The sequence below is a fragment of the Paracoccus fontiphilus genome (assembly GCF_017356265.1).
Taxonomy (GTDB): Bacteria; Pseudomonadota; Alphaproteobacteria; order Rhodobacterales; family Rhodobacteraceae; genus Paracoccus; species Paracoccus fontiphilus.
This window is the reverse complement of record NZ_JAFNAW010000013.1, coordinates 47,752-69,475: the sequence shown is the minus strand read 5'-3', so window position 1 is coordinate 69,475 and position 21,724 is coordinate 47,752. Positions and strand designations below refer to the sequence as shown.

Annotated in this window: 19 protein-coding genes, 3 pseudogenes and 1 riboswitch; of the genes and pseudogenes, 13 read left to right on the top strand and 9 right to left on the bottom strand. The window is 61.0% G+C overall.

The features are described from left to right. Positions 1-165: pseudogene (locus J0F76_RS20880) on the top strand (putative sulfate exporter family transporter); the annotation flags it as partial. 44 nt (positions 166-209) lie between these two features. Next, complete coding sequence (locus J0F76_RS07120) at positions 210-395, top strand: hypothetical protein (RefSeq protein ID WP_207467248.1); 186 nt, start codon at positions 210-212, stop codon at positions 393-395. A 50-nt stretch (positions 396-445) separates the two neighbouring features. Here the strand turns inward: J0F76_RS07120 and J0F76_RS07115 are convergent, their stop codons facing one another. The 6 genes from J0F76_RS07115 to J0F76_RS07090 form a co-directional block, all read right to left on the bottom strand. Then, positions 446-805, bottom strand: a complete 360-nt coding sequence (locus tag J0F76_RS07115; protein WP_207467246.1) for a RidA family protein — start codon at positions 803-805, stop codon at positions 446-448. Positions 806-821: 16 nt separating this feature from the next. After that, positions 822-1,475, bottom strand: coding sequence for a DUF3726 domain-containing protein (locus tag J0F76_RS07110; protein ID WP_207467244.1), 654 nt, complete (start codon positions 1,473-1,475; stop codon positions 822-824). A gap of 71 nt (positions 1,476-1,546) precedes the next feature. Beyond that, positions 1,547-3,223, bottom strand: coding sequence for a hypothetical protein (locus J0F76_RS07105; protein WP_207467242.1), 1,677 nt, complete (start codon positions 3,221-3,223; stop codon positions 1,547-1,549). A gap of 72 nt (positions 3,224-3,295) precedes the next feature. After that, entirely contained in the window at positions 3,296-4,840 is a 1,545-nt protein-coding gene (locus J0F76_RS07100) for a BCCT family transporter (RefSeq protein WP_207467240.1), read from the bottom strand. Positions 4,841-4,877: 37 nt separating this feature from the next. Then, positions 4,878-5,891, bottom strand: coding sequence for a membrane dipeptidase (locus J0F76_RS07095; protein ID WP_080622215.1), 1,014 nt, complete (start codon positions 5,889-5,891; stop codon positions 4,878-4,880). After that, complete coding sequence (locus J0F76_RS07090; RefSeq protein ID WP_207467238.1) at positions 5,888-7,339, bottom strand: aldehyde dehydrogenase family protein; 1,452 nt, start codon at positions 7,337-7,339, stop codon at positions 5,888-5,890. Before J0F76_RS07090 ends, J0F76_RS07095 begins: the two co-directional genes overlap by 4 nt. A gap of 89 nt (positions 7,340-7,428) precedes the next feature. Here J0F76_RS07090 and J0F76_RS07085 point away from each other — a divergent pair, with 89 nt between their 5' ends. The 3 genes and pseudogenes from J0F76_RS07085 (at position 7,429) to thiC (ending at position 11,476) form a co-directional block, all read left to right on the top strand. Continuing rightward, on the top strand, positions 7,429-8,298 hold the full coding sequence (locus J0F76_RS07085; protein ID WP_207467236.1) for a LysR family transcriptional regulator: 870 nt from the start codon (positions 7,429-7,431) through the stop codon (positions 8,296-8,298). A 154-nt stretch (positions 8,299-8,452) separates the two neighbouring features. Then, positions 8,453-9,228, top strand: a pseudogene (locus J0F76_RS07080) (IS5 family transposase). 224 nt (positions 9,229-9,452) lie between these two features. Further along, a riboswitch (TPP riboswitch) is annotated at positions 9,453-9,572 on the top strand. An 86-nt stretch (positions 9,573-9,658) separates the two neighbouring features. Further along, entirely contained in the window at positions 9,659-11,476 is a 1,818-nt protein-coding gene (thiC, locus tag J0F76_RS07075; RefSeq protein WP_207467234.1) for a phosphomethylpyrimidine synthase ThiC, read from the top strand. Between the two features lie 118 nt (positions 11,477-11,594). Here the strand turns inward: thiC and J0F76_RS07070 are convergent. Next, positions 11,595-12,059: pseudogene (locus J0F76_RS07070) on the bottom strand (transposase); the annotation flags it as partial. A gap of 15 nt (positions 12,060-12,074) precedes the next feature. On the opposite strand from J0F76_RS07070, the gene J0F76_RS07065 reads away from it, so the two are divergent. Beyond that, entirely contained in the window at positions 12,075-12,836 is a 762-nt protein-coding gene (locus tag J0F76_RS07065; protein ID WP_341351564.1) for a helix-turn-helix domain-containing protein, read from the top strand. 177 nt (positions 12,837-13,013) lie between these two features. Here the strand turns inward: J0F76_RS07065 and J0F76_RS07060 are convergent, their stop codons facing one another. Next, positions 13,014-13,352, bottom strand: a complete 339-nt coding sequence (locus J0F76_RS07060) for a hypothetical protein (RefSeq protein WP_207467233.1) — start codon at positions 13,350-13,352, stop codon at positions 13,014-13,016. A 231-nt stretch (positions 13,353-13,583) separates the two neighbouring features. On the opposite strand from J0F76_RS07060, the gene J0F76_RS07055 reads away from it, so the two are divergent. Beyond that, positions 13,584-14,867 carry a sulfite oxidase gene (locus J0F76_RS07055; RefSeq protein ID WP_207467231.1) on the top strand — a complete coding sequence of 428 codons (1,284 nt, stop codon included), beginning with the start codon at positions 13,584-13,586 and terminating at the stop codon, positions 14,865-14,867. 16 nt (positions 14,868-14,883) lie between these two features. Next, complete coding sequence (locus J0F76_RS07050; RefSeq protein ID WP_207467229.1) at positions 14,884-15,297, top strand: cytochrome C-552; 414 nt, start codon at positions 14,884-14,886, stop codon at positions 15,295-15,297. Positions 15,298-15,347: 50 nt separating this feature from the next. Here J0F76_RS07050 and pdxR read toward each other — a convergent pair whose 3' ends face one another. Further along, positions 15,348-16,820: a MocR-like pyridoxine biosynthesis transcription factor PdxR gene (gene pdxR / locus J0F76_RS07045; protein WP_207467227.1), complete on the bottom strand. Its 1,473-nt coding sequence runs from the start codon at positions 16,818-16,820 to the stop codon at positions 15,348-15,350. A gap of 111 nt (positions 16,821-16,931) precedes the next feature. Between pdxR and J0F76_RS07040 the strand changes: the two genes are divergently transcribed. From J0F76_RS07040 to J0F76_RS07020, 5 genes are all read left to right on the top strand, one after another. Continuing rightward, positions 16,932-17,933: a TRAP transporter substrate-binding protein gene (locus J0F76_RS07040; protein ID WP_207467225.1), complete on the top strand. Its 1,002-nt coding sequence runs from the start codon at positions 16,932-16,934 to the stop codon at positions 17,931-17,933. Between the two features lie 78 nt (positions 17,934-18,011). Next, positions 18,012-18,572 (top strand): TRAP transporter small permease, encoded by a 561-nt coding sequence (locus J0F76_RS07035; RefSeq protein WP_207467223.1) that lies wholly within the window; start codon positions 18,012-18,014, stop codon positions 18,570-18,572. Beyond that, the gene (locus J0F76_RS07030) at positions 18,569-19,909 is read left to right on the top strand and encodes a TRAP transporter large permease (RefSeq protein WP_207467221.1); all 1,341 of its coding nucleotides are present in this window, start codon (positions 18,569-18,571) and stop codon (positions 19,907-19,909) included. Before J0F76_RS07035 ends, J0F76_RS07030 begins: the two co-directional genes overlap by 4 nt. Before the next feature lie 15 nt (positions 19,910-19,924). After that, on the top strand, positions 19,925-20,320 hold the full coding sequence (locus J0F76_RS07025) for a nuclear transport factor 2 family protein (protein WP_207467219.1): 396 nt from the start codon (positions 19,925-19,927) through the stop codon (positions 20,318-20,320). A gap of 5 nt (positions 20,321-20,325) precedes the next feature. Continuing rightward, entirely contained in the window at positions 20,326-21,714 is a 1,389-nt protein-coding gene (locus J0F76_RS07020; RefSeq protein ID WP_207467217.1) for an NAD(P)/FAD-dependent oxidoreductase, read from the top strand. Positions 21,715-21,724 lie beyond the last annotated feature (10 nt).

The window sequence follows — 21,724 nt, the reverse complement described above, 5'->3', positions numbered from 1 at the left end:
GGCGTTCTCAGCCGCTGGGCGCTGCTGATCGCCATCGCCGCCGTGGGCATCAAGACTTCGCTCAAGCGGATGCTCGACGTCGGCGGCGCAGCCATCGGCCTGATCGTCGCCGAAACCATCTTCCTGGGCGTCTTTGTCGTCGCCGGTCTCCACTTCCTCAGCTGAAAGGCAGCATGCCATGAAACCGTACAGCTTTGTTCGGGGTATTTATGAACGATCTTTTGAATGACGTTTCAACCAAAGGCTTCTTCCCAAGGATGGGTGTGCGCCTGCTTTCAGGACACGCTCAAGATTTCGACACGATGGTCGTGAGCGCGCCTGATAGCTTGAAGACTGACTTCACGTGCTACGCCGCCATGGCTGATGAGAGCGAGATCGTAGTTGAGCGCTTCTGAGCAAAACTAGATCAGCAAGACGGAAAGGTAGCATGATGCTGACAAATGCTTCACCCGTTTTGCGGTCTCCGTGCCACCACGATCATCTCGACCCGCATTCCTTTGCGAGCGAGGGGTACACCGCCGGTCGCGCGGGCAGGCGGATTGGCCCGATCCACCCATTCGTCCCAAACAGCGTTCATTCCCGCGAAGTCTGCCATATCGGACAACCAGACCTGGACCGAAGCAATGTCAGCCTTGGAGCCGCCGATGCCCGCCATCACCGTATCGATATTTGCCAGGACCTGCCGGGTTTGCACGGTGATGTCTGCAGTCAGATCGTTGGGCACCTGTCCGGCAAGGAAAACGATATCACCAACGATGACGGCTTCACTCATGCGCGGGCCAGGGTTTATCCGGGTCATGTCCATAGTCTGTCCTTTCAGGTTAATCATTGTCGTTGGTCGTGGCGCCGGCACCTCTTCGCGAGGCGTCAGAGGCAGGCACAGTCGTGCGCATCGCCAAAGCATTCAGCTCCCCAAGCGTGGCTGCCGACAGGGCCAGCATCTTCACCGGAGTAGATGTGACTGGTGGTCTGTCGGATGCCTTTCCCGTGACAGGAGTAATCCTGAGCCTGCACTGCTTTATCGATAACAGAAGCGACAGATCGTTGTTATCGAGGTCTCCAGTGTCGACAATGCTTACGGCGCCGTAATCCCATTCCAGCCGAAGCGGCGTATGAATTGCTCGGGCCATGCGCCACAGAAAGGGTACGGTCAGGCAGGGGTATTGCACCGCTGCGATGGTGACTGCCCCTGAACAAGGTCCGTCATCAAGCTTTGCCCGATCATCCAAAGCAACACCGACTGCGATCGGACACAGGGCGCCGCTGGTCGTTGCTGTCCATTGCCCTTTGGAAATTACAGGGATGCCGCCGGTCGCATCCAGCTTCAGTAGATGTCGCAACAGAAGAGACGGACCATCAATACCCATTCCGGAGAGCCATGCAGCCGCAAAGGCTGCTTCTTCGGCCATGCCCCAAGCCATGCCGGCGCCACGTGCAGCCTTGAGGCACAGGGTCTCGATCTCGTTCTGCGACAAGCAAGTCCGAGCGGGAGAAACTGCTGGATATCGGGTAGCCGATGCCGTTGGGTCATGAGCTTCGGTTGTCCTCATTGCAGGCTCTTTCCATCAAGATCGTCAGGGTAGGGCATGCCTTGGAACAGGCTGATGCGCACCCACTTGTCGGACCGTGGATCAAAGCGGCTGGCGCCAAAGAAGGCCAGCTTGCAACGCATCATGTCGATCGGCAGCATCTCGGCACTGATCAGATTGTCCCGGATCTCTGCAAAAGGGTGGTGCATGGCGATCTGCACGCGCCGCAGGATGAAACGGTGTTCTGGATGGTGCATCAGAAAGTCGGCTACCGATCCATCCCCCTCATGCCTTTCCAGAGCGTCGTGCAACTCCCTGATCAGACGTGCGATGCAAAGTGGCTGCTCAAGGGCAGCGCCATCCTCGATTTGACGATACCCGAGGCGCGGTTCCAGCTTTTCCTCGGACACATACCAGAACCGGGCCGTGTTTGCCGGATCTGAAAAGTCGATATCCAACGCCCACTGGTAAGTGTCGCGCAGAACGCGCCGCAGCGCCGCGATTGTCATCGAGCCATCGATGCGCTGAGTTTGCCCCTCGTCAGCGGACATGCGATCGCCAAGCGCATCGATCAGGGGACCATGGGGCTCGAGCATCATGGATAGAAGAGCCTCCTGTCCTTCCAGGGTCAGCTCCGCTTCCCCCCATTTCCAAAGGGCGTTCCACGGATGGGCCTCGGGTCTTGGCCAGCCAGCGAGCTTTTCCGCCACTTTTTCAAGGTCGGCGCGCAACTCGGCCAATTTGGTGGTTTGGAGGGGGTGATCGGACCGCCACAGGCTGGCGTTCTTGCGAAAGGCATCAAATGCGTCACGCAATCCCTGAACCGCTTCGGCACTAGGCATGGGTTGCGCGCGGACTCGCGCCAAGGCCTCTTCCCGCGCCTCCATCCAGTTGTTCAGCAGAACAGGGTGACGCACCAGAAACGGTGCCATTCCCAGACCGGTAGAGTTGCCTACCCCGAGGCTGCGACGAACCTTGTCTTCCATTCGGACGGCCTTCACTCCGCCTCTGGCTGCGGCCAGATGGTCAACCAAGTCCGCGCAAAAGCTGCGGATCAGCCAGACTGTCAGCATTTCTGCCTGAAACGGACTGGACAATTCATCGCGCTGTGCGATCAGGGCGCGGTCAGCCGCTCCGAACTTGCCTGCGCCATACACGGCCGTGGTGCGCATCAGATAGCCTACCGCGGCTATTTCGGCAGGGTCGGGCTGCAATCCCTGGGACAGCCGGTCAACCACATGCGCAAACAGCCTGACCGAACGGTTGGCTCGGCTAAGCGTCAGTTCGCGAGGTGAAATCCGACCCGCTTCCTGCAAAGGAACATTGGCTGCCAAGCGCTGCAGGTCTTCGAGGGTGGGATCGCCATCAAACAGGGCAAATGTGGCGTCCCAAGCGGTGGCAATCACCCGGTCAGAACGCATGTCGTCGGGCAACTCATGGGAGAACGCGACAAGGCTGTAGGTGCGGACCGGACCGATCGCGCGATACACGGCACGACCAACGCCCTTGTCATCGACCTCCCATAGCGGGCGGTCGAAGCGCCAGCTTTCGGTTTCCATCCGGCGCAGCATCTGGCGCAGGAACGACAAACGCGTGGGATGAGCGGAGCCCATTCGCTTCAGCCGCATGACCTGATCAGGCGACCGGCGGAATGCTGTGGTGTCAATTGCCGGATCCAGGCTGATGCAGTTCATCGTGTTCCCTTCCCAAAGTCCGTAAGGCCGAAGAGGCGGACGATGACGCCCGCCTTTGTTTCTTGCGAGCGTTTACCGGCGCCCCAGCATCAAGGTGATCCGCACTGCATCCCACAGCGATGGCAGCAGGATGATCGACACAGGAACTGCGGTGACGACGATAAAGCTTTGCAGCTTACCGATCCCGCCGGAGCCTGTCGAAATAAGGATCAGCGCCATGATCCCCATCGCGATCCCCCAGAAGGCTCTGAGCGCCACCGAGGGCTCGCCTTCCGACATCGAGGCCGAGATGACGTAGCTCATGGAGTCACTGGTGGTGGCAACGAAGATCATGGTCAGGACCAGAAACAGGATCGACAGGATCAAGCCGGCAGGCATCGCATTGGTGATCGCCAGAAGGGCGGCGGGCAAGTTGAAGCCCTCGAACGGACCTGAGATTATTCCTGGGGTGGCGATCTCAAATGATACGCCCGATCCGCCAATAATGGTGAACCAGAAGTTCGTGATCAGTGGGGCCACGATCGACAGCATCATCACGATCTGGCGGATGGAGCGGCCCCGGCTGACACGGGCGATGAAGATCGCCATCAGCGGACCGTAACCCATGAACCAGCCCCAGAAGAATACCGTCCACCAGCCCAACCAGCCCGGATCGCCAAAGACGCCCGCATCCCCGCGATACATAGCCATCTGGAAAAAGTTCTGGACGTAAACTCCCATGCCGCCGAGAAAGCCGCCGAGCATGTCCGAGGTCGGCCCGAAGACCAGAAGAAACACCAGCAGCGCCAGGGCGAGGATAACGTTGAAGCTGGAAAGGATCTGGATGCCCTTGGCCAGGCCCGAAATCGCCGAAAGTGTGTAAAGCGTCACAAGGGCCATGATCATGACCGCCTGCGTTGCAAACGTATCGGGAAGACCGGTCAGCGCGCTGAGGCCATAGGACATCTGAAGACCCAGGAACCCGATCGGTCCCACGGTTCCGGCGACCACGGCGATAATGCAGGTCGCGTCCGCGATCAATCCGATCGGCCCATGGATCGCGCGCTCGCCGAAGACCGGGTAGAGCAGTGTACGCGGGGCCAGCGGCAAGCCCTTGTCATAATGGTAATGCATCAGCATGACGCTGGTCAGCGAGCCAAGGATTGCCCAGGCAAGAAAGCCCCAATGCAGAAAGCTTTGGGCCAAGGCCATGTTGGCACGGGCCTGCATGTCCGCGGGCGCATTGCCAAAAACCGGCGGTGTTGCCAAGAAGTGCGCAATCGGCTCGCCTGCAGCCCAGAAAACACCGCCGCCCGCCAGCAGTGTACACATGATCATCGATGCCCAGTTGAAGGTCTTGAATTCGGGACGGGCAAGCCCCCCCATGATGGTTCGGCCACCCGGCAGAACGCAGAGGACAAGACTGATGAGAAAGGTCGCCAAAAGCAGAATCTGCCAGTAGAGCCCAAAGTAGCGCGCCGAGACCGCAAAGCCCATATCGACCAAGGCTGAAAGCCCGTCGATGTCAACCAGGGCATAAAGGCAGAAAAGAAGGATGAACCCTCCCGAAAGCGCAAAGAGGGGCTTGTTGACCCTGCCAAGCGTGGTCTGCTCCTCCGATGTCGCAATGTGCGTCATGACGTTCCTCCCCGAACGCATATGATAAGTCCGCGCGCTATTCCGCTGCGCGGTAGGCCGGATCCCGCTGCTCCTGTGCGGGGCCGAAGCTGATGTCGAAGAACCGATGCCAATTGGCGCCCATGACGCCCTCAACGATCTGTTTATCAAGCCCGGCAGCCGTCAGGCCGGACCGCAGTTTTCCAAAGTCGCGATTGTCGTTGAACCAGCCGGGCATCGGAGGAAATCCGGGCGCATCGGCGCTGCCCTCGCCGTAATCGATCGCCTTGGTCCAGCGGCCCGAACGCATCCATTCCACGATGCTGTCAGGCTGGTCCTGGCACAAATCCGTTCCGATCCCCACCTGCATGGGTCCGACAAGGTCTACGGCGCGCGCCACCATGTCGCACCATTCCTGCAGGGTACAGGCACTGCCGTTCTTCAGATGGTGGGGATAGACCGACAGGCCCAAAAACCCGCCCGAGGCGCCAAGCGCGCGCAGCAGCGTGTCAGACTTGTTTCGAAGTGCCGGATGCCAAGCGTGAGGGTTGGCGTGGCTGATAGTGATTGGTCGCGTGGAATGTTCGATAGCCTCGAAGGTCGAGCGTTCGCCCGAATGGCTCATGTCCACGACCAGGCCAACGCGGTTCATCTCGGCAACAACAGCGCGGCCCATGCGGGTCAACCCGCTGTCGACGGTTTCGTAGCAGCCGGATGCCAACAACGACTGATTGTTGTAGGTCAGCTGCATGAAGCGCAAGCCAAGGGTGTGCAACACCTCGACAAGCCCGATGTCGTCCTCGATGCAGGAGGGGTTCTGAGATCCGAAAAAGATCGCGGTGCGACCCGTGTCACGGGCTCGTTGAACATCGGCGGCGGTCCGGCCCTGGAAGATCAGGTCGGAAAACTGTTCGAACCACCGGTTCCAGCGTTCGATCACCTGCACCGTTTCGCGGAACGTCTCGTGATAGGTGATGGTCACGTGGATCGCATCGACGCCGCCAGCTCGCATTTGACGGAAGATCTTTTCGGACCAGTTTGCGTATTGCAGCCCGTCGATCAGCGGTGTCATTCCGGCACCCCGGAGGCGACGTAGGCGGTCTTGACCGTGGTGTAAAACTCGGCCGCGTAGCGACCTTGTTCGCGCGGGCCAAAGCTGGACGCGCCGCGGCCGCCGAAGGGAACATGATAGTCGGTTCCAGCCGTGGGAAGGTTCACCATGACGCAACCTGCCCGCATGTTGGCCCGGAAATGACTAGCGCGCGACAGGCTCCGGGTCATGATGCCGGCAGTCAGGCCAAACTGGCTGTCATTGGCGATGGACAAGGCCTCAGCATAGCTGTCGGCCTTGATGACACAGGTGATGGGGGCAAACATCTCCTCGCGGTTGATGACCATGTCGTTGCGCGTCCCGGCAAAGACAGCGGGAGCCATGAAATAGCCATCGGTGTCGCGCTCCAGCCGGTCGCCGCCGCACAAAAGCTCCGCCCCCTCAGCCCGGCCCTTGGCGATGTAGTCGAGGTTCTGCGCAAGCTGGGTGTCGCTGACCACGGGGCCAAGCTGCGTCCCTTCCTCAAGCGCATGGCCAACCTTGAGTGCCTTGGCCGCCGCAACCAGCTTTTCGACGAAGGCATCGTGAACAGCGGAATGCACGATCAGACGGCTTGCGGCCGTGCATTTCTGCCCCGTTCCGCCAAAGGCGGCGCCTGTCGCATGTGTTACTGCCAGTTCCAGATCACAGTCGTCCATGATGAGCATCGGGTTCTTGGACCCCATCTCCATCTGCACCTTGGTCATGTTCGACATGGCAGACGCTGCAATTCCGCGACCAACCCCGACCGACCCGGTAAAGCTGATCGCATCGACCTTGGCGCTCTCGACCAGCCTCTGACCCACATCGCGCCCCGACCCGAGCACCATGTTGAACAGTCCCGCAGGGATATCTTGACGTGCAATGATCTCGGTCAGCGCGACTGCACTTGCGGGCGTGATGTTCGCGGGCTTCCAGACGACCGCGTTGCCATAGGCAAGAGCGGGCGCGATCTTCCACGCCGGCGTTGCGACCGGAAAGTTCCACGGACTGATGATTGCCACCACGCCCACAGGTTCGCGCCGCACGTCGATCTCGATGCCGGAGCGCACACTCTCGGACAGATCACCCTGGTTGCGCAGGCATTCCCCCGCATAGTAGGTGAAGAACTGGCCGGCGCGATAGGCCTCGCCCTTGCCCTCGGCCAAGGGCTTGCCTTCTTCTCGCGCAATAATGCGCCCAATTTCCTCGGCGCGCGTCATCAGTTCAACACCGATCGCCATCAGGACATCGTGCCGCTTCTGGATACCGGCTGCCCACCAGATTTGCTGGGCACGAGCGGCGGCATCCAGTGCCTGATCCAGTTGATCAGCGTCAGCTTGCGCATAATGTCCGATCAAATCCGTCACATCCGAAGGATTGCGGTTTTCCACCGTGGTCCTGCCAGCCTGCCAGCTGCCGTCGATGTAAAGTTGCGTGTTCTGGGTCATAGCGCCTCGCTTCGTGTTCCGTCTGCAGTAGACAGCGATAGCGATTCAGGCAATCTTGAAGTTCTGCAATTTAATTAAGGAAAACTGAAATGAAGCTTGAGGCACTTCGGGTCTTCCAAGTCACAGCTCAGCAGGGATCTCTGAGTCGCGCAGCAGCAGTTCTAGGGCGGACGCCTTCCGCCGTATCGATGATGCTGTTGCAGTTGGAAGAAGAGGTGGGTGGCACTCTTTTTGAGGCCGGGCGCAAGAACCGGCTGACTCCGCTAGGTGTTCTGGTCTTGGAGGAAAGTCGTCGCGCCAATGAGGCATTTGATCGCAGTGTCAAGGCTATCAGACGCTTTGCGACTTCTGCGGCTGGATCGGTGCGGATCGCTGCTGTTCCATCTGCAACAGTAAGTCTGTTGCCGCCTATTATCGCGAGCTTTCAGCAAAAACGACCGGACGTTCAGCTTGAGATCAGCGATGTTGACAGCGCCGCCGTCCGAAGGCGCATTCGCTATGACGAGGCAGATATCGGAATAATTTCTGCCACACCCGAGGACGCAGTCGAAGGACAGCTCATCGAGCGGACGCCTTTGGGGATCGTATGTCGCTCCGATGGCGCTATTGCAGATGCAGCAGCATCAGGCGAGATCAGCTGGGAACTGCTTGGCCTTGAGCGCCTGATTGTCAATACGCTATGCAATCTGGTGCAAAGCCCTTTTGTGCAGAATCTTATGTTGCATTCCACTCTTGAGGCGCGAAATACGACGGCGCTCTTAGCCTTCGTCCGAGCAGGCCTAGGTGCGACTATTCTTCCCAAAAGCACAATTCGAGATACAGATGGGAGCCTGTTGTTTATCAAGCCGGGCGATCCTCCGGGATTTCGTCACCTGTACAAAATTCGTCAGCCGGGGCGCCACAGCCCAGTTGTGGAGGTATTCTGGAACAGTCTGCCAAATCTGGCTGCTTTTACCTGATCCGAGCCGCAATGCTCTTTTTTTTGGCGCTAAGATAAATGAAATAGGCGCCCCTACTCTTCGGTCCACTTTCGAAACATTGCCCCTGCGACGCTAGGGTCAGTCCCTATAAATTTCGCTTGCATGCCAGCACGTTGGCTGATCCACACTGACCATGAACCAGAGAAGCAAAAGATACGTTTGGCTGAGCGCGGAGCAGATGCGTCGCATGCGGCCCTTCTTTCCCAAGGTGCGAGGGCGCGCCCGATCCGACGACTGCAAGGTGCTGAGCGGCATCATCTACGTCAAGCGAAACGGTCTACGATGGCAAGAGGCGCCAGCGGTCTATGGCTCCTACAAGACCCTGTATAACCGCTTCGCCCGCTTCGCCCGCTGGGCCCGGATGGGCATCTTCGCCAGGATATTTTAGGAACTGGCGCAGCCAGGCGTCCAAGGCGACACGCTGATGATCGACAGCACATTCCTGAAAGCACACCGCACCGCAGCAAGCCTGCGAAAAAAAGGGATCATCCTCGGGCGATCGGACGCACGAAAGGCGGCCTGAACTCCAAGCTGCACATGCTCAGCGATGGTAAGGGCCGGCCGCTGAACTTCTTCCTCTCGCCGGGGCAGATGGCCGACAGTCGTGGCTCCCTCGTGCTCTTGCGCCATCTGCCGCCGGCTAAGCGTTTTTTGGGCGACAAGGCGTATGATGCCGACTGGTTGCGCGATGGCCTTGAGGACCGTGGCATCCGCCCCTGCATCTCACCCCGGAAGAAGCGCAGGAAACCTGCCAGATACAACAAGCGCCTCTACCGGCAGCGATACCGCATCGAGAATGCCTTCGGTCGCCTGAAGGACTGGCGCGGCATTGCTACGCGTTACGAGAGATGCGGAGACATCTTCCTCAACGCCATCATCCTCGCAGCCCTCGTCCTATTCTGGATCTGATGTTTATAGGGACTGACCCTAGGGATGGACCTGCATCATTACGTCAATTTTGCAGGAAAAGCTTTAAAGCGCTAGACATGTTCGGCAATGGCCCAACTTGCATTGTCTTGATGATGTTCCGCAATGAGACTGCTAAAGGCGACAGAGTGTTTCTTTGTATGGAGGTAGTGTCCTTATCTACTGTCGAATGACGTTGACATGACCTTTGTTGTCCGCAAGGATGAGGGCCTCACCAGGGGTGTTCCGCCGAGGAACTGAGATACTGCTGGGCCGCAAGGCAGCGCAGGGACCCTATGAACCTGATCCAGTTCATACTGGCGTAGGGACGGTGCGGATGCTCTTGCGGCCGGCCTGCGGCTGTGCGTTGGCGGCATTCCTTCCCCCTTCCAGCATGCTGGGTCTCCGATGCTTGCAAGGCAAGGAGCCTGACATGACCGACCTTTCCACTCCTACCGTGACCACCGGCCCGCTTCCCGCGTCCACCAAGGTGTTCAAGCCCGGTGTTCTCCATCCCGACCTGCGGGTGCCGATGCGCGAGATCGCGCTGCATCCGAGCGCGGGCGAGCCGCCCGTGACGGTCTATGACAGCTCCGGACCCTATACCGATCAGAACACCCAGATTTCCATAGAGCAGGGCCTGCCGCGCCTGCGCGAAGCTTGGCTCGCAGCACGCGGTGACACGGAGGCCTATGAGGGACGCCATGTGCAGCCGGCGGATAATGGTTTCGTGCCGGCGGATCGGCTGACACCCGCCTTCCCCGCCCGGCGCCGGCCGCTGCGCGCAAAGCAGGGGCGGGCCGTGACTCAGATCGCCTATGCCCGTGCCGGCATCATCACGCCTGAAATGGAGTTCGTCGCCATCCGCGAGAACCTCGGCCGCGCAGCCATGCGAGAGAAGATGGCGCGTGATGGCGAAAACTTCGGTGCGGCCATCCCCGATTTTGTCACCCCCGAATTTGTGCGCGACGAGGTGGCGCGGGGCCGCGCGGTCATCCCTGCCAACATCAACCACCCCGAACTGGAGCCGACGGCGATCGGGCGGAACTTCCTGGTGAAGATCAATGCCAACATTGGCAACTCGGCCGTCACCTCGTCGATGGCGGAAGAGGTCGACAAGATGGTCTGGGCGATCCGCTGGGGCGCGGATACGGTGATGGACCTGTCAACGGGTCGCAACATCCACAACATTCGCGAGTGGATCATCCGCAACGCGCCCGTGCCCATCGGCACGGTGCCGATCTACCAGGCCTTGGAGAAGGTTGGCGGCATCGCCGAGGACCTGACATGGGAGATCTTCCGCGACACGCTGATCGAGCAGGCCGAGCAGGGAGTGGACTATTTCACCATCCATGCGGGGGTGCGGCTGCGGCACATTCCGCTGACCGTGGATCGCGTCACCGGCATCGTCAGCCGGGGCGGATCAATCATGGCCAAGTGGTGCCTGCACCACCACCGCGAAAGCTTCCTTTACGAGCATTTCGAGGAGATCTGCGCAATTGCCCGCGCTTATGACGTGACCTTCAGCCTGGGCGACGGGCTGCGCCCCGGTTCCATCGCGGACGCCAATGACGCAGCGCAGTTCGCCGAACTGGAGACCCTGGGCGAGCTGACCCGGATCGCGTGGCAGCACGACTGCCAAGTCATGATCGAAGGACCCGGGCATGTGCCGATGCACAAGATCAAGGAGAACATGGACAAGCAGCTGGCGATCTGCGGCGAGGCGCCCTTCTACACGCTTGGGCCTCTGACCACCGACATCGCGCCGGGCTATGACCACATCACGTCGGGCATCGGCGCCGCCATGATCGGCTGGTTCGGCACGGCCATGCTTTGCTATGTCACGCCCAAGGAACATCTGGGCCTGCCCGACCGGGACGACGTCAAGACCGGCGTCATCACCTACAAGATCGCCGCTCACGCCGCCGATCTGGCAAAGGGCCACCCGGCCGCGAAGCTGCGCGACGATGCACTGTCGCGCGCCCGTTTCGAGTTCCGGTGGGAGGACCAGTTCAATCTGTCGCTGGATCCGGACACAGCCCGCGCGTTCCATGATCAGACCCTACCGAAGGAGGCCCACAAGCTGGCGCATTTCTGTTCGATGTGCGGGCCCAGGTTCTGCTCGATGAGGATCAGCCACGACATCCGCGACGAAGCGCGGGCACAGGTGGGCATGAATGCGATGGCCGAAAGGTACCGCGACGGCGGCGATCTTTATATGCCTACGCAAGAAAGCGCCAAGGTCCCGTAAGCCGATCGAGGTAGATGGCAGAAGCCCCTTCAGGCAAGGCCAGAAGGGGCTTCCAACAGAGTTCCTGTACGATGACCAGCTACCATCACGCACTGTTTTCAGGCAGGAGTCTTAATACCAGTGCCCGGCCTTGCCATTCCCGAACCTCGTCAGTGACGCGGCTGATCAGGTCGGGGGAGACCTTCAGGCCGTAAAGATCGAGCAGATGCGCCTGGATGTCGCGCACCGTCAGCCCGGCGGCATAGAGCCCGATGATCTTGTCATCCATGCCATCAATGCGGGTCTGGCCCTTCTTCACCAGCTCCGGCTCGAAGCTGCTGTCGCGGTCACGGGGCACGGCTACCGGCAGTTCGCCGTCCTGGCCCTTCAGCACCTTCGTCGATGAGCCGTTGCGCCGGTTCGCCTGGCCGGGCGGCGCTTCCTTGCCTTCCTCATAGCCCAGATGCGCGGTCAGCTCGGCCCCAAGCATCCGCTCCATCAGGCGGATCTTCAGCTCCTTCATCAGCCCGGCATCGCCGAGCAGATCCTCAGGGCGCTCAACACCCTTCAGCAGTTCATCCAGAAGTTCCTTGGAGATCGTCATGCATGCTTCCTTTCGGTGAAGCATGAACCCGATCAGTCATACACAGAAGACCTGACACTCTCCGAGAAGCTGGAGGCCGACGATGTCATCTCGACCCTGGTCGTCGAGGCGGGCCTTGTCGATCCTGCCGCGATCGGCCTGCTGCGGGTCAGCCTTGCCAATTACTTCGCCGCCGCGCTGCTGATGCCCTACGGCCGCTTCCTGACCGACTGCGAAAGCACCCGCTATGACGTCGAGCTGCTGAGCCACCGCTTCGGCACCAGCTTCGAACAGACGGCCCACCGCATGTCCACGCTGCAGCGCCCGCAGGCGCGCGGCATCCCGTTCTTCTTCGTGCGGGTGGACCGGGCCGGCAACATGTCGAAGCGCTTCAGCGCCGGGCGCTTTCCCTTTTCGCGCTTCGGCGGCAGTTGCCCCCTGTGGAACATCCATTCGGCCTTCGAGACGCCCAACCAGGTCCAGACGCAGGTGATCCGCATGCCTGAGAGCGCCAACTACTTCTCGATCGCGCGCACGGTCACTCGCGCGGGCGGCAGCTATGGCGCGCCGTCGCAGCGCCTGGCGATCGGGCTTGGCTGCGACATCGCCTATGCGCCGCGCCTGATCTATGCCGACGGGATCGACCTCGGACGCACAAAGCCCGTCGATATCGGCCTGAACTGCTATCTGTGCGAGCGGCAGAACTGTCCGGCGCGCGCCCATGCGCCCATCAACCGCAAGCTGGCCGTCAACGAACGCGAACGGAGCCTGGCGATCTTCAGCTTCGAGGGCCCATAGGACAGAATTCCCCTGCGGATGTGGAAAGCCTCATTGATCTCATAGTTGGTCACTCCCGAACTGAGGCTGGGCGACGTGACCGCGTATGACATGTAAACCGTGCGGGCACCTGACCACTTCGGCCAGCGGACAAGCCGCACTGATCCTCGGCTTGTTGAATTGTCGGTCAACCAGTGATTAGCCCCTTTGTAGAGGACCGAGTGATTCAGCCACCTGCAAGCGACGGCATGGTTCCAAGCCTTGCCCGTAGCGCTTGTTTCCATATCCGCACCAGATCGCTCCATCAAATTCGGGATCAGAAATCTGCCAAGGTCCCGAAAACCAAACTGGACCTACAATTTTTGGAAACTGGATATAATAAAAACTCTCTTCGGCTGTGACCCTGCGGGCGGAAGCTGTGGTGGGAAGGAGAAAGCTCCAAGCAGCAATGCAATCCTTCCAGTCGCGGGTGCCGACAGGCAACAGAGGAACAATCGCCATGGCAAGACATTCGTGAGACCTGACGATGCGTTCCATCTGGTCCACCCTGCGGCTTCGGCCGCAACGCCAGTCATTGCGGTGGCAGGCGGAATTTGCTTCGGAGCAACTTCGCCCTTAGGGGCCGCGCCGAATTTTCTGCCAAGACGGCCGCTGCCGAGGTCTGCGCCGGGAGCCAGTTGTTCCTTACGATAGCTTCGCGCCGAGGCCGAGGGCAGTCTTGATGCCACACCCTGTCGGCGCAATTCCCATCTTCTGCAAGGAGAAATCATGCTCGTCGATCCCAACCCCACCGACCCTCAGAGCAGAGGCGACCAATATTCGAGTTCGCGCCGTGCATTCATGAAAACAACCGGGCTGACGGCATTGGGTGCGCTGCTAGGAATGGCCGTTCCGTTCGAACGAAACCTGCCAGCCGGCATCATTCCAGTAGCCTTGGCTCAGGACACAGGGATGGATCTGATGTCCGGCAAGAAGGGACTTGTTGTCTTGGGGGACCGTCCGCTGAATGCGGAAGTGCCGGCCCATCTGCTGGACGACGACATCACCCCCTACGAACATCTGTTCGTTCGCATGAACGGGCTGGTGCCACAGACCGCCCTGGACCAGAACGCCGAAAACTGGACATTGACCATCGACGGAGAGGTCGAAAACCCGCTGGAACTGACGATTGATGATCTGAAATCGCGTTTTGAAAACGTCACCAGCCGTCTGGTCATCGAATGCGGCGGCAACGGCCGCGCCTTCTTCCAACCCGGAACCTCGGGCAACCAATGGACGGTCGGCGCAGTTGGTTGCCCCGAATGGACCGGTGTGCGTCTGTCCGACGTGCTGAAGGAAGCGGGCCTGAAGAAGACGGCGGTCTATACCGGCCATTACAGCAACGATGTTCACCTGAGCGGAGACGAGGAAAAGGAAGTCATCTCGCGCGGGGCGCCCATCGCGAAGGTGATGGAGGGCGATACGATCATCGCCTGGGCCATGAACGGAGAGCCGCTGTCCGCCTTGCACGGATTTCCGCTCCGGGTGATCGTGCCGGGCTATCCGGCCTCGGCCTCTCAGAAATATCTCAACCGGATCTGGATCCGCGACAAGGAACATGACGGCGCCAAGATGACTGGCGATTCGTACCGCTTGCCAGCCTATCCCGTAGCGCCAGGAACCGAGGTTCCCGAAAGCGACATGGTGGTGCTGACAAACATGCCGATCAAGTCCATTGTCACTTTCCCCGAAACCGGAACGGAGGTGAAGGCCCGCGAACAGGTCGAGGTGCGCGGCCATGCCTGGTGTGGCAAGGGAAATGTCGCAACCATGCATGTCTCGGTCGATTTCGGTCAGACCTGGCAGGAAGCCACGCTGGAACCTGCCGCCAACCGCTTTGCCTGGCAACGCTGGCGCGCGAACGTGACCCTGCCGCAGCACGGCTACTACGAGGTCTGGGCGCGTGCCACCGACGGCGACGGTATCAGTCAGCCGCCCCTCTCGCCGGTATGGAACCCGCGCGGGTATGCCAACAACATCCAGCACCGCATCGCGCTTGTGGCAACGGCCTGACTTAAGGGGTGCAGAGATGAAACATCTATTTGCCATGGGGACGGGTGCTGTTGCGGTCCTGGCGCTTGGCGCCGGGCTGGCCCTGGCCGCGCCGGAACCCGATCCGATGACGGCCCTTGCGGGGAGGCCCGCCGGCGCCGATCCGCTGGACCCGATGACGGCCTTGATGGCGCGCCCCGAGGAAGGGACGGGCGGCGAAGGTAACGTGGAGTTAGGTGGCCTGCCGGATGGTCCGGGCGCCGAGGACACCTTTTACCAATGTGTCGCCTGCCATTCGACCGAGATCATCAAGCAGCAGCGCGTGACCGATCACCGCTGGGATGAGCTTTGGACCTGGATGGTCGAAAAGCAGGGCATGGCCGAACCCGATGAGGAAACCAAGAAGGTCATCCTGACCTATCTGAAGACCAATTTCTCATCCGAGCGGTAGAGCCGAAGGTGCCGGGCCATGCGCCCGGCACCGACTGTGCCGCTCGATCATCAGTCTGCCTGCGCCATCTTCCGCGCCATCCTGTCGATTCTGGTCACTCCTTCCGGGATCAGGTCTGCTGCGATGGAAGCGTAGCCAAGTCTAAACACAGGGCAGGGCGACGGCGGCTCTTCAAAGAACACTGCGCCTGGTTCGATCAGAACACTTTTCTCCTGCAACCTGGCAGCCAGATCAGCGCTGTCGGTCCCCCGCGCACTCAGCCACATGCTGGAACCGCCCTGTGTCGCCGCACCCTCGATCTGCAACGAGGTCATGGCAATCGCTTCTTCGAGAACCCGCCGCCGTTCCTTGAGTGTCTGGCGCAAGCGGACGATGTGCGCATCATAATGCCCTAAAGCCAAGAAATAGGCCGTGATCCGTTGCAGGTGACTGGGCGGATGGCGCAGCATGATCGCTCGCAGGGCCCGGGCCCGCGCGATAAATGGGGCAGGGGCGACCATGTATCCGATACGCAATCCTGGAAACAGTGACTTTGAAAAGCTGCCGATATAGATAACCCTGCCGGATCCGTCCAATGACTTCAGCGCGGGTGCGGGCGGTGCCAGATAGGACATCTCGAAATCGTAATCATCCTCGATGATCAAGGCATCCGTCTCGTTCGCGCGGAGAAGCAGCTCTCTCCGACGGGACAGCGGCATCGTCGCTCCCGTGGGGATGTGATGGCTGGGCGTTATGATGATCAGCCGGGTATTGGCCGGCAGCATTGCCGGATCCAGCCCGATCGAATCCACGGGCAAAAAGGTGGTGGGGCTGCGCGCTCGTCGCAAGGTCTCGGCGAAATCGGGATAACCCGGTTCCTCTGTGACCGCCAGCCGATCAACGCGCGCAAGCAGTTCGGTTGCAAGAAACAGTGCGTTCTGTGCGCCAAGGGTGACCAGAACTTCATCGGGTTGTGCGTGAAATCCGCGCCGCGGCAACGTGTTCGAGCAGATGTAATCGATCAACAGCGGATCGTCCGCACCGTATCTGTCGGCAGCCAGCTCGGAAAAGTCGCGCGTTCCCAAAGCGCGACGGGCGCAGTCGCGCCATGCGTTGTGATCGAACAGGGTCGGGTCTGCCTGACCAAAAATGAACGGATATCTGAATTCCCGCCAGTTGCTGGGCTTGCGGATAACGCGCCGTGGCAGCGCTTGGTCCGACAGCCACTCGTTCCAGTCCAACGTGCGAACGCCTGCGGTGGCGGCGACATTCACACGTCGATGCGGCACCGTCGCGGCGATGGCGATTCCGGACCGGGGCAGGGCTTCCAAATAGCCTTGGCTGACGAGATCCTGATAGACAAGCGTGACCGTCATGCGCGAAATGCCCATCGCCTGGGCCAGCTTGCGGCTGGACGGGAGCCTTACCCCGGGACTTGCCCGCGTCTCCAAAATGGCGCGAACAATGGCGGCGGCAAGCCGGCCCTGCAGTGTCAATGCATCATCGCGCAGAAAGATCGCATCGATTGGAAGGACGCCGGGCATCTGGACCTATATTCGCCGTAAACTGGACATATCACTAAGCCTTCTCTGCGGCAATATTATCCACCGAGGAGCGACCTGCCAAATTAGGTCGCTGAATGGGAGGGGAGCCCGATGAAGACGACAATCAAGCTGCTGGCCGGAACCGCGATCTGCCTGATGACCAGCTTTCCAGCGTTTGCCACGGAATATCGCATTGCCGTGGGCGACGGTGCAGGCGGCACGCAGGAAGCACTTGGCAAGGCGTTTGTCGAGGCTCTGGAAAAGGAAAGCGGCGGCGCGATGACCGGCAAGCTGTTCGTGAATGGCCAGCTTGGCGACGAACAGGACACCGTCACTGCCGCTGCCACCGGAACGCTGGATTTCTCGATCCTGGCGATCAACAACATCACGCCGTTCTCGCCCTCGGTCGGTACGCTGACGCTGCCCTATGTCATCCTCAGCCAGGACGACGCCGAAAAGGTCACGCAGGGCGAGATCGGCCAGCAGATGGTCGAGCAGACCATCGAGGATGCGGGCGTGCGCATCATCGGCTGGGGCTATTCCGGTTTCCGGGTGCTGACCAACTCGAAAAAGCCGGTATCGACGGTGGCCGACCTGCAGGGTCTGGTTGTGCGCGTTCCCAAGAACGAGATCATGATCGAGACCTACAAGAGCTGGGGCATCAATCCGACGCCGATGGCTTGGGGTGAAACCTTTGCGGCCCTTCAGCAGAAGGTCGTGGACGGTCAGGACAACCCCTACATGACCGTGAACGCGATGAAGTTCTACGAGGTCCAGAAGTACATTACCGACCTGCGCTACATCTTCTCGATCGAGCCGCTGATCGTCAGCGAGGCGCTGTTCGAAAGCCTGTCCGAGGACGAGCAGCAGCATGTTCTGGCTGCCGGAGAAGCCGCCACGCAGGCATCTGCCGCCTTCCTGCGTGAGCAGGAAAGCAAGATCCGCGAGGAACTGGTTGGCCGCGGCATGGAGATCACCAAACCGGCCGATGACGAGAAGGAATTCATCGACCTGGCGACTACGAATGTCTGGCCCAAGTTCTATGACCAGATCGGTGGGGTCGAGGTTCTGAACGGTGTTCTCGCCTCGTTGGGCCGCGACCCGGTTCAGTAACGGACACCGCGCGCGGCGGGACTGCCCGCCGCTTTCACCTTCATGCCGTCCTGACCCGCCCCTTGCCGGAGGCCATGCATGTCTGCATTCTGGAAGCATCTCGATCACCTTGAAAGCTACATCTGCCGAACGCTTCTGGCGGTCTTCGTCACATTGCTGTTCGTTCAGATCGTCGCCCGCCAGGTGTTTGGCTTCTCGATCACCTGGATTGAGGAACTGTCGGTCATCCTGTTCGTCTGGTTCGCCTATTTCGGCGCTTCCTATGCCGCGCGGATGGCGGCGCACAACCGGGTGACGTTCCACCTGAACATGATGCCGCGCAAGGCGGCGCGCATCCTGGAGGCCATCGGCGACCTTTTCTGGATCGCCTTCAACGTCGTCTTCATCTGGCAGGCGATCCAGTTCATCTCCCGCCTCAAGCCCTTCGTGAAAGCCCAGACCCTGGGTTGGGAAATGCGCTGGGTCTACATGGCGCTGCCCATAGCCTTCGCGCTGATGACGATCCGCATCCTTCAGGTGAACTACCTCAAGCTGGTCAAGGGCGTCGACCCGCGCGATCCCGACAAGGTCGAGGTCGAGCAGGCGCTGGAACTGGCCGAGGACGAGCAGCGCGCGTTTCAGCGGGAGCACGCGAAATGAACGACTATGTCGTAGAAGTCCTGTTCGGCACCTTTGCCCTGCTGATGGTGCTGGGTGCGCCAATCACCGTGGCGCTTGGTGTCGCAGCCCTGGCCGCGATGCTGTATCTGGGCGATAACCCGATCAAGATGGTGCAGATGGCCTGGTCCTCGGTCGGTTCATTCCCGCTCATGGCTCTGCCATCCTTTATCCTGGCAGGGGCGCTGATGGAGGCCGCCGGGCTGTCGCGGCGCCTGATCAATGTCGCCGAAAGCTTGGCCGGTCCCTTCACCGGCGGCCTGTCGGCCGCCACCATCGTCGCCTGTCTGTTCTTCGGCGCGATCTCGGGTTCGGGGCCTGCGACCACGGCGGCCGTGGGAATGCTGATGATCCCCGGCATGATCCGCAACGGCTACAGCCGTGAATATGCCGCCTCTGCCACGGCGGCGGCGGGGGGCTTGGGCATCGTCATTCCGCCCTCGATCCCGATGATCATCTTCGGCATCTCGGCCATGGGGATCGCTCCCGATCCCGCCGCGGTCGAGGCGCACGGCCAATTCCAGTCGGTGTCCATCTCCAAGATGTTCATCGCGGGCTTCCTGCCCGGCGCGGTCATGGCGGGCGGCCTGCTGCTGATGAACTGGATCCGCTGCAAGGGCCGGGGCTATCACGGATCGTCCGAACCGCTGTCGCTGCGCAAGGTCGCCTGCGCCTGCTACCAGGGCTTCTGGGCGCTGATGGCCCCGATCGTGATCCTGGGCGGCATCTATTCGGGCCTGTTTACGCCCACCGAGGCCGCCATCGTCGCCATCTTCTATACCCTGTTCGTCGGCATCTTCATCTATCGCGAGATAGATGTGGCCGAAGTGTGCAAGGCGCTGGAGGCGACGACCTGGCTGGCCGGGCGGGTGCTTCTGGTGCTGTTCGCCGCGACGATCTTCGGCCGCATCTTGGTGGAAAACAACGTCCCCGGCATCATCGCGGGCGGCATCCTGGGCCTGACCACCAATCCCTATGCCATCTGGGCGCTGATCATCGGCATGCTGCTGATCATCGGCATGTTCATGGAAACGTTGGCCGCGATCATGATCCTTGTCCCGGTGATGCTGCCTGTGGCCTACATGGTCGGCATCGACCCGATCCACTTCGGCATCGTGATGATCTGCACGCTGTCCGTGGGCTTCCAGACCCCACCCTTGGGCGAGAACCTGTTCATCGCCTCGGGCATCTCGGGCGAAAGCATCGAACGGATCAGCGTGACCGCCCTTCCCTTCGCCGTCGCCTCGACTGTCGCGATCTTCGTTATCGCCCTTTTCCCGCAAATCGTCCTGTGGCTTCCCGCCATGCTGGGCTACTGACCAAGGAGTTCTTCCATGACCCGCACCCTGACTGCCGCCGACCTGAAGGACACTTTCGACGCCTTCAACCGCCACGACATCGACGGTGTCATGACCCACTTCGGCGACGACTGCGTGTTCTACACGGTCGCAGGCGACAACGAATACGGCAACAGGATCGAAGGCCGTGACGCCATCGCCAAGGCTTTCGAAGGCGTCTGGACCGCCATGCCGGACGTCCAGTGGGCCGACCACGAACACTTCATGTCCGCCGACGGCAGCCGCGGCGTTAGTCAGTGGACCTTCCGCGCCACCAATCCGGACGGAACCCGGACCGAGGTGCAGGGCGCCGACCTATTCCGCATCAAGGACGGCAAGATCGTGGAAAAACAGGCGATCCGCAAACAGCGTCCCAACAGCGCCGCCAAGTGACCGCCATGCAGCCCATCGACAAACGCGGGTCGGTGCCGTTCGACCCCCATTACGACCCCATGACGGCGCGCGCCCTGGGTCCGGGCAGCGATTACGCCCCGACCTACTGGATCGGCACGGCCGGTCCCGCGCCCGATGGCGACGGCCCGGTGACGCGCGACATGGACGTGGATGTCGCTGTGATCGGCTCGGGCTATACGGGGCTGTCCACGGCCATCCACTTGGCCAAGGAACACGGCATCAAGGCCACCGTGCTGGAGGCGAATGGCGTCGCCTACGGTTGTTCCACCCGGAATGGCGGGCAGGCGCAGATCAGCGCCGGGCGGCTCAAGCGCAGCCAGTGGATCGACCGCTGGGGCTTGGATGTCGCGCGCGGCATGCACAACGAGATGGTCGAGGCATTCGCCCTGTTCCGCGGCTTGCTGCGCGACCACGACATCCAGTGCGATCCGCAGGATGGCGGCCACTACTACATCGCCCACAAGGCCAGCGTCATGCCGACCCTGGAGGCCGAGGCGAATCTGTTGCGCGACACCTTCGGCTATGATGCCCGGATGCTGTCGCGGAACGAGCTGTTCGCCAACGCGGTGCGCGACCAGGAAGCGCATGGTGCGATGTGGGAAGCCGACGGCGTCAGCATCCACGCCGCAAAGCTGGCCTTCGGCTATCTGCGCGTGGCCCGCGAACTCGGGGCCACCGTGCATCCCGACAGTCCCGTGCAGGGATGGGAGCTGAAGAACGGCGTTCATCACCTGCGCACGCCGGGTGGCATCGTGCGCGCCCGGCGGGTTGCCGTGGCCACCGCCGCCTATGCCACCCGCAGCCTGCACGGCCGCCTTCGCGACCGCCTGATGCCCATCATGTCGAACAGCATCGTCACGCGTGTCCTGACTCCATCGGAATTGGAAGCCGTAGGCATCCGGACCATGTCGCCGCTGACGGATACCCGCACGCTGCGTCATTATTACCGCCTGCTCCCAGACAATCGGTTGCAGATCGGATCGCGCGCGGCGATCACCGGGCGCGACGCGGCAAATCCAGCCCACCTGAATGGGTTGCGCGAAGGCATGGCCCGCAAGTTCCCGGCCCTGCGCGGGATCGAGTTGGACTACAGCTGGTGGGGCTGGGTCGATGTGAGCCACGACATGATGCCGCGCATCACCGGGCTGCCGGATACGCCGGGGCTGTTCTATTCGCTAGGCTACGGCGGCAACGGCGTCATGTATTCGGCCATGGCCGGCCGGCGCCTGGCGCAACTGGTGGTCGGCGAAACCGTCCCCGACCTGCCGATCTTCAACACCGAACTTCCCCATGAAGGCTGGAAGACGCCGTTCCGGCGGTTGGGCCAATGGGGTCTCTATCACCTTTACCACTATCGCGACGAGCGGACATAAGGAGCCACCG